The following is a 15,827-nucleotide window of genomic DNA, read 5'->3' as shown; positions in this document are numbered from 1 at the left end:
GCATCCGCTATCGGGCCTGCACCTCCCGTCCATCCTCACTGCGACCGCCGTAGCGGCGGTCCCGCTGGCAAAAAGCCGTTATAGCTTCATTCAGCGCATCAACCCCGAAATCCGGCCACAGCGTATCGGTAAAATAAAATTCACTATAAGCCGCCTGCCATAGGACAAAGTTGCTGATTCGCTGCTCCCCACTGGAGCGGATCAGCAGATCCACTGGCGGCAGGTCTGCCAACTGCACCCGCTCCGCGAGCGCCGCCTCATCTATTGACTCGACAGAGCGCCGGCCGCTGGCGACTTCTTCGGCCAGAGCGCGGGCCGCCTGCGCGATATCCCACTGGCCACCATAATCCGCCGCTATCACCAGCGTGCCGTGCACGCCGCCGCGGGTCATTGCCTCGGCTTCCGCGATAGCGCGTTGCAGCCGCGGGGAGAAGCGGTCGCGACGACCGATCACCCGCAGCTCCACACCCTGCTCCTGCATCCTCCGCGCTTCGCGCCGCAGGTAGGAGTGAAACAGGGTCATCAACAGCTCCACCTCTTTCGGCGGACGCTGCCAGTTCTCACTGGAGAACGCAAACAGCGTGAGGACCTCGACACCGAGCTCCTTACAGGCCTCGATCAGATCCCGGATCCGCTCCACCCCCGCCTTGTGTCCGGCGGACGGCGACAGGCCCCGGCGCGCGGCCCAGCGACCATTGCCATCCATGATGATGGCAATATGACGCGGTCCTGCAGCTTCTCGTCCCGTCACATCCGTACCGCGCTCAGACATCAGATTTCCATCAGATCCTTTTCTTTTGCCGCCAGCGCTTTTTCCACTTCGGCAACGTACTTATCGGTCAGTTTTTGGATTTCGTCCGCCGCGCGGCGCTCGTCGTCTTCGGAAATTTCCTTCTCTTTCTCCAGCGCCTTCACTTCCGCCAGTGCATCGCGGCGCACATTGCGGATGGCCACGCGGGCGTTTTCCGCCTCACCCTTGGCCTGGCGGATGAAGTTCTTGCGGGTTTCTTCCGTCAGCATGGGCATCGGGATACGGATCACGCTACCGGCAGTGCTCGGGTTCAGACCGAGGTCGGACTTCATAATTGCTTTTTCGATATCCGGAACCAGGTTCTTTTCCCAGGGCGTTACGGAAAGCGTGCGCGCATCTTCCACATTCACGTTGGCCACTTGGGACAGCGGAGTGTCAGAGCCGTAGTAGGAAACCATCACACCGTCGAGGATACTCGGGTGCGCACGGCCGGTACGGATCTTGTTGAAGTTGGTTCCCAGCGCTTCGATGGATTTTTTCATGCGCCCTTCGGCGTCTTTTTTAATGTCATTGATCACTGGTTCAGGTCCTCTTCAATAAGTGTGCCCTCTTCGCCACCCACAACGATGTTCAGCAGTGCACCGGTCTTGTCCATCCGGAATACGCGCACCGGCATATTGTGTTCGCGACAGAGGCAGATTGCGGTTAAATCCATGACCCCGAGCTTTTTGTCGAGCACCGCGTCGTAGGTGAGGCGGTCGTAGCGGGTGGCATCGGGCACCAGTTTCGGGTCCGCAGAGTAGACGCCGTCCACTTTGGTGGCCTTGAGCACCAGCTCGGCTTCAATCTCGATCCCACGCAGACAGGCGGCGGAATCGGTGGTGAAAAACGGATTACCGGTACCGGCGGCAAAGATCAGCACCTCGCCCCGCTCCAGGTAACGGATGGCCGCGCGGCGGTCGTAGTGGTCGACGATACCGCTCATCTGGATCGCCGACATGACCCGCGAGGAAATATTCGAGCGCTCCAGCGCATCGCGCAGCGCCAGCGCATTCATGACCGTCGCCAGCATTCCCATATGGTCGCCAGTCACGCGATCAAGGCCAGCGGCATTCAGGGCCGCGCCGCGGAACAGGTTGCCACCGCCGACCACCAGGCCGACCTGCACACCGATTCCCACCAGCTGGCCAATTTCCAGCGCCATCTTGTCCAGTACTTTGGGGCTTATTCCAAACCCCTGTTCGCCCATCAGCTCTTCTCCGCTGAGCTTTAACAGGATTCGCTTGTACTTACGGTCTTTAATACCTGGCATCCCTTGTTCCTCAACTGTTACGGGCAAAATTCATTGTTGAGACGCTACCCTATTCCGGGTTACGCCCGCCGAACATTACAACAAAATCGGCGCTTTACCTATGGCTTGCCCTGCGCGGGGGTTCCGGAAGGCCAGATTCGGCTACTCACGCAACCGCTCACTCACTCCGCAACCAGCAGGTTGCTACAAGCCAGATACCAGCGCGGGGTGCCCCGGTGACATTCTGATGAACTCACCGGGAACACCCCGCTGGTGCCGGCGGCCTGCGGCCACCGGCTGTCAAGGCATCAGGAGCTGGATTTGACCTGAGCGGCAACCTCTGCCGCAAAGTCAACCACTTCCTTCTCGATACCTTCGCCTACCTCAAAGCGCACAAAGCCCAGAACATCCGCGCCCGCGTCCTTGGCCAGTTTGCCAACGGTCACGTCCGGGTTCTTGACGAAAGGCTGCTCCACCAGGCTGTTTTCCTTCAGGAACTTGTTGATACGGCCGCCCATCATCTTCTCGACGATCTCTGCAGGCTTGCCTTCCATATCCGGCTGGGCACGGATGATTTCCTTTTCCTTCTCCACCACTTCCGGAGACATATCTTCCGGCTTCACAACCTGCGGATTCACGGCAGCGACGTGCATCGCGATATCACGTGCGGTTTCCACGTCAGCGCCGCTCAGGGCAACCAGTACCGCAATGCGGTTATTCGAGTGCACGTAAGCACCAACAACCGGAGCTTCGACCAGCTGAATACGGCGCACGCCGATGTTTTCACCGATTTTCTGCACCAGTGCTTCGCGGTCGGTTTCCAGCGCACCGTCCATCAACGCGGCGACATCCTGTTGGCGCTCGGCAAATGCCTTGTCTACTACTTTGCCAACGAAGTTCAGGAAGTTTTCATCGCGGGCGACGAAGTCGGTTTCGGAGTTCACTTCAACCAGAACGCCGTAGCTGCCATCTTCGGCAACTTTGGCAGCAACAACGCCGTCGGCGGCGGTGCGACCAGCTTTCTTGGCGGCCTTCAGGCCGGATGCCTTGCGCAGGTCTTCAATCGCTTTTTCGATATCGCCATCGGCTTCAGTCAGTGCTTTTTTGCACTCCATCATCGGCAGACCGGTGCGCTCGCGCAGTTCTTTTACCATTGACGCGGTAATCGCCATGATTCAATCCTCGGGTTCAGATTCAAATTCTTTGATGGATTTGAAAAAAAGGGGCCAGATAGGAGGCCCCTTTTCCCTGCAGCGTAACTCAGATGTGTTACACCGCCAGTAGCCTTACGGCTTATTGCGCAGCGGCTTGATCGTCGCTGGCTTCGACGTACTCGCTCGGAGCAGCGCTGCCACCCGCATTCGCGGCGCCGGCCAGTACGGCGTCGGCCACAGCGGTGGTGTACAGCTTGATCGCGCGGATCGCGTCGTCGTTACCGGGGATAACGTAGTCAACACCTTCCGGGCTGCTGTTGGTATCGACGATACCAATCACGGGAATACCCAGCTTGTTGGCTTCCTGAATGGCGATACGCTCGTGGTCAACATCGATCACGAACAGCGCGTCCGGCAGGCCGCCCATATCCTTGATACCACCGATGGAGCGCTCGAGCTTCTCCATCGCGCGGGTACGCATCAGCGCTTCTTTCTTGGTCAGCTTCTCGAAAGTGCCGTCCTGGGACTGGGCTTCCAGATCGCGGAAACGCTTGATGGAGGCGCGGATGGTTTTGTAGTTGGTGAGCATACCACCCAGCCAGCGGTTGCTGACGTAGGGCTGACCTGAACGCTCTGCCTGCTCCTGAATGGCCTTCTGCGCAGCGCGCTTGGTGCCAACAAACAGAACCTTCTTCTTCTGCGCAGCCATACCCTTGATGATCTGCAGCGCTTCGTTGAAGGCCGGAACAGTGTGCTCCAGGTTGATGATGTGAATCTTGTTGCGGGCACCAAAGATGTATTGACCCATCTTCGGGTTCCAGTAGCGAGTCTGGTGACCGAAGTGGACACCAGCCTGCAGCATATCGCGCATGCTTACTTGCGGCATAATAAACCTCAAAATCAGACGGAAGCGGCGGTTTCAAACATACCGATCACTTCCCGGGTTGCATCCTCCACATACCCCATTCACCAATCTCCGACAGCGGCAGCCGAAGCCACGCTCGCGGAGACACCCAGGCGAATGTGCCGGTATATGTGCGGCGTTTGTATAAGAAGCAGGCGCAAGCCACGCTTCCAGATAATAGTTTTCGCCCGGGACATGCCCAAAGCGGCGCGCTTTATACCACATCCACAGGGTTGCGGGAAGCGCAAACCCCGCCAGATACCCGGCGCGCGCGCCCTGCATCCCGACCACCCGACCGAGAGCGGGCGAAAAATCGCCTCAGCGGCGCTCTGATGCCGCCGGGCACCAATTCCGCTACAATACCGCGCCGCAACCGCCCGCCGCGCGCATCAGCCCGGCGGACACGCCATAGAGACACGAACGAGTTACCTGGAAAGCTTCATGACCAATGCTGTAAAGACACCGGAACAGATCGCCAAAATGCGTACCGCGGGCCGCCTGGCTGCCGAAGTGTTGGAAATGATTGGTGACTACGTGGTTCCCGGCGTCACTACGGAGGAGCTCGACCGCCGCTGCCATGACCACATTGTCAATGTGCAGCAGGCCATCCCCGCGTGTCTCGGCTATCGCGGCTTCCCCAAGTCCATCTGCACCTCAGTCAACGAGGTCATCTGCCACGGCATTCCGTCTGAGTCCAAGGTGCTGAAAAAGGGCGACATCATCAATATCGATGTCACGGTCATCAAAGATGGCTGGTACGGCGACACCTCGAAAATGTTCTTCGTAGGTGCCCCGCTCCCCCACGCCGAGCGGCTGGTGAAAATCACTCAGGAGTGTCTGTACAAGGCCATTGAAATCGTGCGTCCGGGTACCACTCTCGGCGATATCGGCCATGTGATCCAGCAGCACGCGGAGAGCAACTATTACTCGGTGGTGAAAGACTTCTGCGGCCACGGCATCGGCGACGTCTTCCACGAAGACCCGCAGATCCTGCACTACGGCAAGCCCGGCACCGGGCAGGTGCTGGAGGAAGGCATGACCTTCACCATCGAGCCCATGATCAATGCCGGCAAGCCCGGCAGCCGCGTACTGCGCGACGGCTGGACCGCCGTCACCGTAGACCGCCGCCTGTCTGCCCAATGGGAACACACCATGGCGGTGACCAGCACCGGCGTGGAAATCCTGACCGCGCGCAAGGAGGAGTCTTTCTAAGCGGCCTCAATCGGAGGCGTCGCAACCGCGCGAACATGGCCTGTAGCGGCCAGGGAAGGAACAACCGGCACTGAGTTGAGCTCCGTGCCGAACCCGGAATCTAAACAGATGAATTCCATGCAGCTGGCCCAAATCCCGCATTTTGAAAAACCCCTGTTTTTCTTCGACCAGTCGCGCTTCCGTCGCGATCTCGAAGAGGGAGCCCGCCCGCGCCTGGAGATTTTCCGCGACGCAGTGGGCGCCGCCAACACCCAGATGGCACGGCGCTTTCGCGAAGGCGAGGACGTGCGCACCCTGGTCTACGAGCGCGCACTGTTCGTAGACTGCCTGCTGCACTACGCATGGCACCAGTACCAGTGGCCACAGAACATCGCGTTGCTGGCAGTAGGCGGCTATGGCCGCGGCGAGCTGCACCCCAAGTCCGACATTGACCTGTTGATCCTTAGCGACGACAAGCCCGATGCGACGGTAGTCGACAACATCGAGCGTCTTGTAGCTTTCCTGTGGGACCTGAAACTCGACATCGGCCACTCGGTGCGCACCATTGAACACTGCGTGGAGATGGCGGCAGCAGACATCACCGTGGCCACCAACCTGCTGGAGTGCCGCACCGTGGTGGGCAACCCGGCGCTGTGCGAGGCGCTGGCCGAGCGCATGACACCAGACGCCATCTGGCCGGCGGACAAGTTCTTCCAGGCCAAGTTTGAGGAGCAGGAAGAGCGCCACCGCAAACAGCGCGGTGCCGAGTACAACCTTGAGCCCAACATCAAGAACGCCCCCGGTGGCCTGCGGGATATCCAGACCATCAACTGGGTAGCCAAGCGCTATTTCCAGGTGCGCACCCTGAAGCAGTTGCAGGGCAAGGGGTTTTTCACCGAACAGGAATTCGCCATCCTGCAATCCGGCGAAGATTTCTTATGGCGGGTACGCTACGGCCTGCACTTACTGGCGGGCCGCCCCGAAGAGCGGCTGCTGTTCGACTACCAGCGCGAACTGGCACGGGAGTTCGGCTACAAGGACAACGAGGCGCACCTCGCGGTCGAGCAGTTCATGCACACCTACTACCGCATCGTGATGGCCCTGCGGGAGCTGAACGATGTGCTGCTGCAGTTCCTCGACGAAGTGATTCTGCAGCGCGGCAAGCACCTGCCGGTCACCACCATCAACGAGCGCTTCCAGCTGCGCGGCAACACCATCGAAGCCGCGGTCACCCGCACCTTCACCGAGAACCCCTCGGCGCTGCTGGAAATCTTCGTACTGATGGCGAAAAACCCGGAAATTCAGGGCGTGCGCGCCTCCACCATTCGCCTGATCCGCGAGCATCGCTACCTGATCGACGAGCGCTTCCGCGCCGACCCCACCAACGCGCGCCTGTTCATGCAACTTTTGCGCAGCCCCCGTGGGCTGTCCACGCAACTCACGCGCATGACCCGCTACGGTATTCTCGGCCGCTATTTACCCGAGTTCGGCCGCGTTACCGGGCAAATGCAGCACGATCTCTTCCATATCTACACCGTGGACGCCCACACCCTGCAGGTGGTGCGCAATATGCGCGCGTTCCGCGGCGACGACGCCTGGGAGAAATTCCCGCTGGCAGCGGAAATCCTTGCGCGCATGCGCAAGCCGGAACTGCTGTATATCGCCGGCCTGTATCACGATATCGCCAAGGGCCGCGGCGGCGACCACTCCAAACTGGGCGTAGTGGACGCGGAAGCCTTCTGCCAACGCCATGGTCTCTCCGCTCGCGACACCCGCCTGGTGTGCTGGCTGGTGGAGAAGCATCTGCTGATGAGTGCGGTATCCCAGAAGCAGGACATCACCGACCCGGAAGTGGTGCACGCCTTCGCCGCGGAAGTAGGCGACCGCGAGCACCTGGACTATCTCTACGCGCTGACCGTGGCCGACATCAACGCCACCAACCCGGATCTGTGGAACAGCTGGCGCGCTAGCCTGATGCGCCAGCTGTATCAGTACACCCAGCGCGCGCTGCGCCGGGGCCTCGAAAACCCCATCGACCGCGACGAAGTCTACGAGGAAACCCAGGCACAGGCGCGCAACATGCTGCGCGCCATGGGGATACCCAGCAATGCTGTGGAAGATATCTGGTGTGAAATGGGCGAGGATTATTTCGTGCGCGAGAGCGCCGACAACATTACCTGGCACACCGCCGCCATTTATCAACTGCAGAAAGACCCAAAGCGCGACGCCGACAGCGACACGGTGGTCCTTACCCGCAACTCCGGCCCCGGCGAACACGACGGTGCCACAGAAGTGTTCGTATATACCCCGGACAGGCCCAACGTGTTTGCGGCAGTGGTTACCGGTCTCGACATGCTGAACCTGAATATTCACGACGCGCGTCTGTACAGTTCCGCCGGCGGTTACACGCTGGACACCTTCTATGTGCTGGACGAAACCGGACAGCCGCTGCTGGACGAGCCCCAGCGGCTGGAGCAGATCCGCAATACCCTGCAGAAAGAACTGAAGCTGGTGGGCGACTACTCCAAGGTGATCAAGCGCCGCACCCCGCGCCGCCTGAAGATGTTCCACCTTTCGACCCAGGCCCATATCTCCACCGAGCCGGAAGACACTTACAGCACGCTGGAAATCATCAGCGCCGACCGCCCCGGTCTGCTGGCGCGTATTGCGCGGATTTTCATCACCCACGATCTGCGCCTGCACAACGCCAAGATTTCCACATTGGGGGAGCGGGTCGAGGACATTTTCCATATCACCGACGCCAACGACGAACCGCTCACGGACCCGGCACTGATCGAATTACTGGAACAGGCCATCTGTCAGGAACTGGATGCGCACCAGGCGACGCTGCCACCGCAGCCGTAAATGTCAGAGCCGAAGAAAAGAACACGCGAATAAGCAGAAAAGACGATGAATCCAAATTTGCAACAACTGCAGCCCTACCCTTTTGCCAAACTGGCAAAACTGAAAGCGGGCATTGAGGGCCCCGAGGATCTCGCTCATATCGCGCTGTCCATCGGCGAGCCCAAGCACACACCGCCAACATTTGTGCGCGATGAACTGATCGACAATCTCGACAAGCTCGCCGCTTACCCGCTTACCAAGGGTATAGACCCACTGCGGGAGACCATCGCGCAGTGGCTGCGCAATCGCTTTCAGTTAAATGCCGTATGCCCCGACACCCAGGTAATTCCGGTCAACGGCACCCGCGAGGCGCTGTTCGCCTTCGCCCAGGCCGTAGTCTCTCCCGGCGCCACAGTGCTGATGCCGAACCCCTTCTACCAGATCTACGAAGGCGCGGCATTTCTCGCCGGTGCGATACCGCACTTTATCAACTGCAGCGCGGAAACCGGCTTCAAACCGGACTTCAGCAGCGTACCGGAATCCGCCTGGGCATCCTGCGACCTGCTCTATCTGTGCACCCCCGGCAACCCCACCGGAGCCCTGCTGGATCTCGACGAACTGAAACAGCTGATTGCACTGGCGGATAAGTACGATTTCACCATCGCCTCCGACGAGTGCTATTCCGAGCTCTATTTCGACGAGAATAATCCACCGGCCGGTCTACTGCAGGCCTGCGCGGAACTCGGCCGCGATGATTACCGCCGCTGCGTGGTCTTCCACAGCCTGTCGAAGCGCTCTAACCTGCCGGGCCTGCGCTCCGGTTTCGCCGCCGGCGACGGCGAGATCCTGGAAAAATTTCTGCTGTATCGCACCTACCACGGCTGCGCCATGCCAGTGCCCACCCAATACGCATCCATCGCCGCGTGGCAGGACGAGCAGCACGTACAGGAAAACCGCGAACTCTATCGGCAGAAGTTCGATGCCGTGCTGAACATTCTCGACGGCTGCCTGGAAGTGCAAAAACCGCAAGCGAGCTTTTACCTCTGGCCCAAGGTGGGCGACGGCGAGACCTTTGCCCGCGAGCTGTTCCGCCAGCAACACATCACCGTACTCCCCGGCGCCTATCTGGCCCGCGAAGCCAACGGTGTGAATCCCGGTGCGGAATACGTGCGCATGGCCCTAGTTGCCACCCTGGAAGAGTGCATCGAAGCCGCGAAGCGCATTCGCCACTTCCGTATGTAGGGGCCTGCTTGCAGGCGAACCAATGACCGCAAAAAATCTCTTAAAACAGGAACGCGTAGACTACATCCAGAACCGCCTGGAAGAACTCTACCCGGAAACCCCGGTCCCCCTCGACCACTTCGACGCCTACTCCCTGCTGGTGGCGGTACTGCTGTCCGCACAGTGCACCGACGAGCGCGTTAACCAGATCACACCGGCACTGTGGAAACTCGCGGACAACCCCCACGATATGGCGCAGGTGCCGGTGGAGAAAATCCGCGAAGTGATCCGTCCCTGCGGCCTGTCGCCACAGAAATCCAAGGCAATACAGAAGCTCTCGGAAATCCTGGTGAACCAGTACCACGGCAAAGTACCGGAAAATATGGCAGCACTGGAAACCCTGCCCGGGGTAGGACACAAAACCGCGAGCGTGGTGATGGCCCAGGCCTTCGGCCACCCGGCATTTCCAGTGGACACCCACATCCACCGCCTGGCGCAGCGCTGGGGGCTCACCTCCGGCAAGAACGTGGTGCAGACCGAAAAAGACCTGAAGCGCCTGTTCCCGAAAGACAAATGGAACAAGCTGCACCTGCAGATCATTTTCTATGGCCGCGAATACTGCTCCGCCCGCGGCTGCGACGGCACCGTGTGCGAGATCTGCACCACTTGTTATCCCGCGCGCAAGAATCCGAAAAAAGTCAAAAAGGCCTGATTCCGACGGCCCCAAACTTCACAGGAAATCCGATGATTACCCTTTACGGCATCAAGAACTGCGACACCGTAAAAAAGGCCCGCCAGTGGCTCGAACAAAACAACGTGGATTACACCTTTCACGACTTCCGCGAAGACGGCATGAACGGCGTGCCGCTGGCGGACTGGCTGGGTGAATTCGGCTGGGAGCAGGTATTGAACCGCCGCTCCACCAGCTGGCGCGAACTCAGCGATGCACAGAAAAATGCACTCGACAATGCGAGTGCGCAAGTGCTGGCCAATGACATGCCAACGCTGATCAAACGCCCGGTAATGACGCGCGGCAATGACACTCTGTTCGGATTCAAGGCCGACAGTTACGCTGCTTTTACCAAATAGCCAATACGCCCAGCGGCTTGACCGAAAATTCAGATGAAAGAAAAGGAAACCAACATGAGTAAAGTATTTAGCATCGGCTTCGGTGTAGGCACCTGCAATGAAAAGGGCGAGTGGCTGGAAGTGTATTTCCCCCAGCCCATGCTCTACCCCTCCGAAGGCGTAGCCAAAGCGGTTACCAGTGTTCTCGACATCAGCGGCGGCAACGTCGCGGTAGCGCTGGATGAAGCACAGCTGGAACCACTGGCAAACCAGCTGGAAAGCGCTGGCTCCACCGCGCAGGCCGCCATTCTGCGCCAATTCGCCAACAGACAGCGTCCGCTGGTAGCGGTAGTGCTGCACAGCGACGACGCGCCGCAGTCTGTGCCCGAGTCTTACCTGAAACTGCACCTGTTATCACACCGCCTGGTAAAGCCCCACGAAATCAGGCTGGACGGTATCTTCGGCCAGCTGCCGAACGTAGCCTGGACCAACAAGGGCGCCATCGACTTGACCGAGCTGCCGGCGCGCCAGCTGGAAGCGCGTCTCAACGGCGAAGTGCTGGAAGTTTCCTGCGTGGACAAGTTCCCGAAAATGACCAATTACGTGGTGCCAAAGGGCGTCCGTATCGCCCACACCGCGCGTGTGCGTCTCGGCGCTTACCTGGGCGAAGGCACCACCATCATGCACGAAGGTTTCGTCAACTTTAACGCGGGCACCGAAGGCCCGGGCATGATCGAAGGCCGCATCTCCGCGGGCGTTTTCGTGGGCGCCGGTTCCGATCTCGGCGGCGGCAGCTCCACCATGGGTACCCTGTCCGGCGGCGGCAACATCGTGATTTCCCTCGGCGAAGGCTGCCTGCTCGGTGCCAACGCCGGCACCGGCATTCCGCTGGGCGATCGCTGCACGGTAGAATCCGGCCTGTACATCACTGCCGGCACCAAGGTTGCGGTGCTGGACGACAAGGGTGCGGTGGTTGAATCCGTGAAAGCCCGCGATCTGGCGGGCAAGTCTGATCTGCTGTTCCGCCGCAACTCCTCTACCGGTGCTGTTGAGTGTTTGACCAACAAGAGTGCGGTTGAATTGAATGCGGAACTGCATAGCAATTAATTAGAGCTATGAGTGCTTTTCCGCCGCGGGGTCCGCTTGAAGCGGGTCCGGTGGCGGCAAATCACTGGGTGGAGCCTTTCGGAATCGCTGTAAATACATCCCTGTACGCTCCGTCGGTGCCATCCATGGCACCGACGGTTCCGAAAGGCTCCACCCAGCGCTTTGCCTTACTCGACCTTTTGCACTTCGATTACAACAAATTGGTCGTACTACTTAATTAATTCAGTGTGATTAATTTCAACGCGAAGGCCTGCCTGCCGGGGGCTGTTCGCGAGACCTTCTAAAACAGGGATGTTTTAGAAGAGCCCCCAGGGATGGGTTGAGGGGGGACGCCTAGTCCGTGTCTCGCGAACAGCCACCGGCAGGCAGGCCGCCACAAAACAGGAACAGTGCTTCGACAAAAACCCACGAAGCCAGATCAACCCAAGATGACCCCAACAGTACAACTCACCTGCGACCTCATCCGTCGCCAATCCGTCACCCCCGAAGATGCGGGGTGTATGGAACTCATGCTCGAGCGCCTGGAAAATATCGGTTTCAAAACTGAACACCTGCGCTTCGGCGACACCGACAACATCTGGTCCGTGCGCGGCGAAGAAGGCCCGATTTTCGCCTTCGCCGGCCACACTGACGTAGTGCCAACCGGCCCAGAAGCCAACTGGCAAAACCCGCCATTCGAGCCCAAAATCATCGATGGCATGCTCTATGGCCGTGGCGCCGCCGACATGAAAGGCTCACTCGCCGCCATGGTCGTCGCCTGCGAAGAATTCGTCGCTGCCCACCCCGACCACAAGGGCCGCATTGCATTCCTCATCACCAGCGACGAAGAAGGCCCAGCAAAACACGGCACCGTGAAAGTGGTCGAATGGCTGGAAGCGCGCAACGAAAAAATCACCTGGTGTCTCGTCGGCGAACCGTCCAGCACTACCCTCGCCGGCGACGTGATCAAAAACGGCCGCCGCGGCTCCCTCGGCCTTGAGCTCACCGTATTCGGCATCCAAGGCCACGTAGCCTACCCGCACCTGGCGGAAAACCCGGTGCACAAACTCGCACCCGCACTCGCCGAACTGGCCGCGGAAGAATGGGACCAAGGCAACGACTTCTTCCCGGCTACCAGCTTCCAGGTTTCCAATATCAACGGCGGCACCGGCGCCACCAATGTGATACCCGGCGACGTCAAAGTTATATGTAACTGGCGCTTCTCCACCGAGACCACCGCCGAAGATCTGGAGCGCCGCGCGCGTGCCATTTTTGACAAGCACGGACTCAAATACGAAGCCAACTTCAACCTCTCGGGCCACCCCTTCCTCACCGCCGAAGGCCCGCTGGTAGAGTCTGCCCAGGCCGCCATACGCAAAGTTACCGGCCGCGAAACCGAACTCTCTACCGCCGGCGGCACTTCCGATGGTCGCTTTATCGCACCGACCGGCGCGCAGGTCGTGGAACTCGGCCCTGTGAATGCCACCATCCATAAAGTCGATGAGTGCATTAAGGCCGACGACCTCGACCTGATCAAGGACATGTATCGGGAAATCCTAGTGGGCCTGCTGGTCGATTCACCGGTTGAATAACCGGCGACTCCAACTCCAAACAAAAAACGCGGCTTAAAGCCGCGTTTTTTGTTTGGAGTGAGCATTCAATGCAGCCTGCCGTGGCGGGTAACCGCGGCGGGTGGTTCGTGGACATCGTAGCCATGGGCCATTACAAAATAGTACAGCACCTGCTCCTCACCATCGGCGTCCGCCATCAGGTCGAAGATCACTTCCTCCTTCTCTCCCGGCGTGATACGCACAGAGCTGACCAGGTCCGGCTCTATGAATACCTCACCGACCAGCCGCTTGCCCTTCACTACCTGAACCAGGAGAGTGTTGGGGTTTTCATGGGTGAAGCGCCAGAAAAAGTCGTCATCGTCATAAAGGATGGAGTCCGGCGTGCCCGCTCGCAGGATGCAGTTGCAGTGATCCGCAAGCCAAGGCCAGAAATCCTGCAGTGAAAGGGTATCGGGATGGGTCATAGCAGCGTCAATCCTCCAACAGGGCAATGCTGTCAGCGCCGCCTTCCAGGCCAAACTCTTCGGCGATCTGCTCGCACCAGTCGTTGAGGCGCGCACAGGTCAGCTCCTCCTGCTGGTCCTCATCTATGGCGAGGCCGACAAAGATATCCTGCCCAGGCACCTGCGCCTTGGAGGCTTCGAACTCGTAGCCCGCCGTGGGCCAGTGACCGACGATTGCTGCGCCGTTGGCCACAATCACATCGTGCAGCATCCCCATGGCGTCAAGAAAATAATCGCCGTAGCCGAACTGGTCGCCAAGCCCGAACAGCGCCACGGTTTTGCCGCTGAAGTCGATTTCCTTGACGTCCTCCCAGAAATCCTCCCAGTCGGACTGAATCTGGCCAAAATCCCAGGTGGGGATACCAAAAATCAGCTGCTCGTAACTCTCGATCTCAAGCTGGGTAACGTCGGCGATATCGTGCAGGTCAACCCGTTCCTCACCCAGGCGGGCAACGATGCGGTGGGCAACGCTCTCTGTGTTGCCTTCGTCACTTCCGTAAAACAGGCCGATCTTGCTCACACTCTCTCCTCAACGGTTTCGGGGCACTCTGACCCCGGAGCCGCACTGAAACGGGTCCGGAGATCGCCCGGTGGGCGGGCATTTTCCCAACATTGGGCTGGTACGGCAAGGCGCGAAAAATGGACGCAGCGGATATTTGCGCAAAAAAAAAGCCCCTGTAATACAGGGGCGTCAAAGGATGGTCGGCCGGCTGTTGGGGTGGGCACCGGCAGGCCACGGATTACTGACTCAAGAGGGAGGGGGGGTGTTCGACGCGGGTGCTGCCCCGACAGGCAGACTCACTCGTCGTTCTGACTGTCCTTCCAGCGCTGCATGCGCTTCTCATGACGCGCTTCGCGCTTGGCCTTGAGCTCGCCAAGCCTGGTCTTCTGCTCGGGCGTCAGAATAGATTCGAACTGCGCGCGCTGCTCGTGTATCCGCTGGAATTTCTTGACTTCGAGCTGCCCGAGCTTCACCGCCAGAGTGTCAAGCGCAGCCTGGTCGGCGCCGGATTCGATAGCCTCACGCAACTGCTTGTGCACTTCACGCATCGCTTTTCGGTCCGCCTTGCGGTTCTCTTTGCCAGCTTCGCGATTGGCTTCCAGTTGAGCAATCTGGCCTTCGGTCAGGTCCAGCTCATCCGCGAGTCGGTCAAACATGTGCTCCCGGTGGAAGCCACCCTTATGGTGACCGCGGGGACCGTGATCCCCATCGGGGAAGGCCATAACTAGCCCGGAGGTGGTGAGTGCGCCACCAATAATCAGGCTGCCTGCAAGTGCTTTCCATTTGTTCATAACTTTCATCCTCTAGTGATGCTTCGTGGCGTTATCGCCAGGCGATAGGTTCAAACTGCAAATTGCTTTCTGTGTTTCCCGATTCGGTAGGTGCATAGTAGGCCGGCGCTCTGTAAACAGGGGCTAAGCGCGGTAAACAAATGTTAAGAACGGTAAAACAGGCAAAACCGTTCCCCTTTGCAGCATCGCCATGCGCATATAATCCCCTCACATCGAAACAGCCATGAATGTATGACGGAGGCCCTATGAGCCACATCCTGCTGGTCGACGACGACACCGAGCTCACCGAACTGCTGGAGGAGTTCCTGCGCGGCGAGGGATTTGAGGTAACTGTCGCCAACGATGGCGGGCGCGGCCTCGAACTGGCCCGCAGCCGCTCTTTTGACGCACTGGTGCTGGATGTGATGCTGCCAATCCACAACGGCTTTGACGTACTGCGAAAACTGCGGGAAGACGCCGCCAGTCCGGGGCACTCGCTGCCGGTGGTCATGCTGACCGCTAAGGGCGACACCGTGGACCGCATCGTGGGCCTGGAAATGGGAGCCGACGACTATCTACCCAAGCCCTGCAACCCGCGGGAGCTGGCGGCGAGGCTGCGGGCGATTTTGCGTCGCGGCCGCTCTGAAACGAGCAGTTCCGACGACAAGCTCAGCAGTGGTGCTCTGCACCTGCTGCCGAGGGAGCATCTATGCCTGTGGCTGGAGCAGCCTGTCAATCTGACCGGCGCCGAGTTTTCGGTGCTCAAGGTCCTGGTGGAGCACACCGGTGAGGTGGTCAGTAAAGAAGTACTTACGGAACAAGCCCTGGGAAGGAAACTCATGCCCTACGACCGCTCCATCGACGTGCATGTCAGCAATATCCGCAAGAAGCTGGCGGAACGGGGTGCGGGCCGCGAGCTGATCATCAATATCCGCGGCGCGGGCTACATGCTCACCAGTCCCCAGGGATGA

At 59.5% G+C, this 15,827-nt stretch carries 16 protein-coding genes; 8 read left to right on the top strand and 8 right to left on the bottom strand.

Annotated features, from left to right (window positions below; all coding sequences use genetic code 11):
- Nucleotides 1–7 precede the first annotated feature (7 nt).
- From uppS to rpsB, 5 genes are all read right to left on the bottom strand, one after another.
- Entirely contained in the window at nucleotides 8–772 is a 765-nt protein-coding gene (uppS, locus tag GNX18_RS02330; RefSeq protein ID WP_138236529.1) for a polyprenyl diphosphate synthase, read from the bottom strand.
- Nucleotides 772–1,329, bottom strand: a complete 558-nt coding sequence (frr, locus tag GNX18_RS02325; protein WP_138236528.1) for a ribosome recycling factor — start codon at nucleotides 1,327–1,329, stop codon at nucleotides 772–774. The genes uppS and frr overlap by 1 nt, the downstream gene beginning before the upstream one ends.
- On the bottom strand, nucleotides 1,326–2,063 hold the full coding sequence (gene pyrH / locus GNX18_RS02320; RefSeq protein ID WP_138236527.1) for a UMP kinase: 738 nt from the start codon (nucleotides 2,061–2,063) through the stop codon (nucleotides 1,326–1,328). The genes frr and pyrH overlap by 4 nt, the downstream gene beginning before the upstream one ends.
- Before the next feature lie 287 nt (nucleotides 2,064–2,350).
- Nucleotides 2,351–3,214 carry a translation elongation factor Ts gene (gene tsf / locus GNX18_RS02315; protein ID WP_138236526.1) on the bottom strand — a complete coding sequence of 288 codons (864 nt, stop codon included), beginning with the start codon at nucleotides 3,212–3,214 and terminating at the stop codon, nucleotides 2,351–2,353.
- Between the two features lie 121 nt (nucleotides 3,215–3,335).
- Nucleotides 3,336–4,082, bottom strand: coding sequence for a 30S ribosomal protein S2 (gene rpsB, locus GNX18_RS02310; protein ID WP_138236525.1), 747 nt, complete (start codon nucleotides 4,080–4,082; stop codon nucleotides 3,336–3,338).
- Between the two features lie 459 nt (nucleotides 4,083–4,541).
- Between rpsB and map the strand changes: the two genes are divergently transcribed.
- The 7 genes from map (at nucleotide 4,542) to dapE (ending at nucleotide 13,102) form a co-directional block, all read left to right on the top strand.
- The gene (gene map / locus GNX18_RS02305) at nucleotides 4,542–5,312 is read left to right on the top strand and encodes a type I methionyl aminopeptidase (protein ID WP_138236524.1); all 771 of its coding nucleotides are present in this window, start codon (nucleotides 4,542–4,544) and stop codon (nucleotides 5,310–5,312) included.
- Between the two features lie 108 nt (nucleotides 5,313–5,420).
- A complete protein-coding gene (locus GNX18_RS02300) occupies nucleotides 5,421–8,156 on the top strand; it encodes a [protein-PII] uridylyltransferase (RefSeq protein ID WP_166215204.1) in 2,736 nt (911 codons plus the stop codon).
- Nucleotides 8,157–8,201: 45 nt separating this feature from the next.
- A complete protein-coding gene (dapC, locus tag GNX18_RS02295) occupies nucleotides 8,202–9,377 on the top strand; it encodes a succinyldiaminopimelate transaminase (protein ID WP_166215202.1) in 1,176 nt (391 codons plus the stop codon).
- A 22-nt stretch (nucleotides 9,378–9,399) separates the two neighbouring features.
- Entirely contained in the window at nucleotides 9,400–10,068 is a 669-nt protein-coding gene (nth, locus tag GNX18_RS02290; RefSeq protein WP_138236521.1) for an endonuclease III, read from the top strand.
- Between the two features lie 32 nt (nucleotides 10,069–10,100).
- Nucleotides 10,101–10,445, top strand: coding sequence for an ArsC family reductase (locus GNX18_RS02285; protein WP_166215200.1), 345 nt, complete (start codon nucleotides 10,101–10,103; stop codon nucleotides 10,443–10,445).
- 54 nt (nucleotides 10,446–10,499) lie between these two features.
- Entirely contained in the window at nucleotides 10,500–11,531 is a 1,032-nt protein-coding gene (gene dapD / locus GNX18_RS02280) for a 2,3,4,5-tetrahydropyridine-2,6-dicarboxylate N-succinyltransferase (protein WP_166215198.1), read from the top strand.
- A 428-nt stretch (nucleotides 11,532–11,959) separates the two neighbouring features.
- On the top strand, nucleotides 11,960–13,102 hold the full coding sequence (gene dapE, locus GNX18_RS02275) for a succinyl-diaminopimelate desuccinylase (RefSeq protein WP_166215197.1): 1,143 nt from the start codon (nucleotides 11,960–11,962) through the stop codon (nucleotides 13,100–13,102).
- 65 nt (nucleotides 13,103–13,167) lie between these two features.
- Here the strand turns inward: dapE and GNX18_RS02270 are convergent, their stop codons facing one another.
- The 3 genes from GNX18_RS02270 to GNX18_RS02260 all read right to left on the bottom strand — a co-directional run bounded on the left by GNX18_RS02270 (nucleotide 13,168) and on the right by GNX18_RS02260 (nucleotide 14,877).
- Entirely contained in the window at nucleotides 13,168–13,545 is a 378-nt protein-coding gene (locus GNX18_RS02270) for a hypothetical protein (protein ID WP_166215195.1), read from the bottom strand.
- Between the two features lie 7 nt (nucleotides 13,546–13,552).
- Complete coding sequence (locus GNX18_RS02265; RefSeq protein ID WP_138236516.1) at nucleotides 13,553–14,104, bottom strand: flavodoxin; 552 nt, start codon at nucleotides 14,102–14,104, stop codon at nucleotides 13,553–13,555.
- A gap of 278 nt (nucleotides 14,105–14,382) precedes the next feature.
- The gene (locus tag GNX18_RS02260; RefSeq protein ID WP_166215193.1) at nucleotides 14,383–14,877 is read right to left on the bottom strand and encodes a Spy/CpxP family protein refolding chaperone; all 495 of its coding nucleotides are present in this window, start codon (nucleotides 14,875–14,877) and stop codon (nucleotides 14,383–14,385) included.
- Nucleotides 14,878–15,122: 245 nt separating this feature from the next.
- Here GNX18_RS02260 and GNX18_RS02255 point away from each other — a divergent pair, with 245 nt between their 5' ends.
- On the top strand, nucleotides 15,123–15,827 hold the full coding sequence (locus tag GNX18_RS02255) for a response regulator transcription factor (protein ID WP_166215191.1): 705 nt from the start codon (nucleotides 15,123–15,125) through the stop codon (nucleotides 15,825–15,827).

The organism is Microbulbifer sp. SH-1, assembly GCF_011326135.1.
Taxonomy (GTDB): domain Bacteria; phylum Pseudomonadota; class Gammaproteobacteria; order Pseudomonadales; family Cellvibrionaceae; genus Microbulbifer; species Microbulbifer harenosus.
Note: the sequence above shows the minus strand (reverse complement) of the source record. Positions and strands in the feature narration are given on the sequence as shown.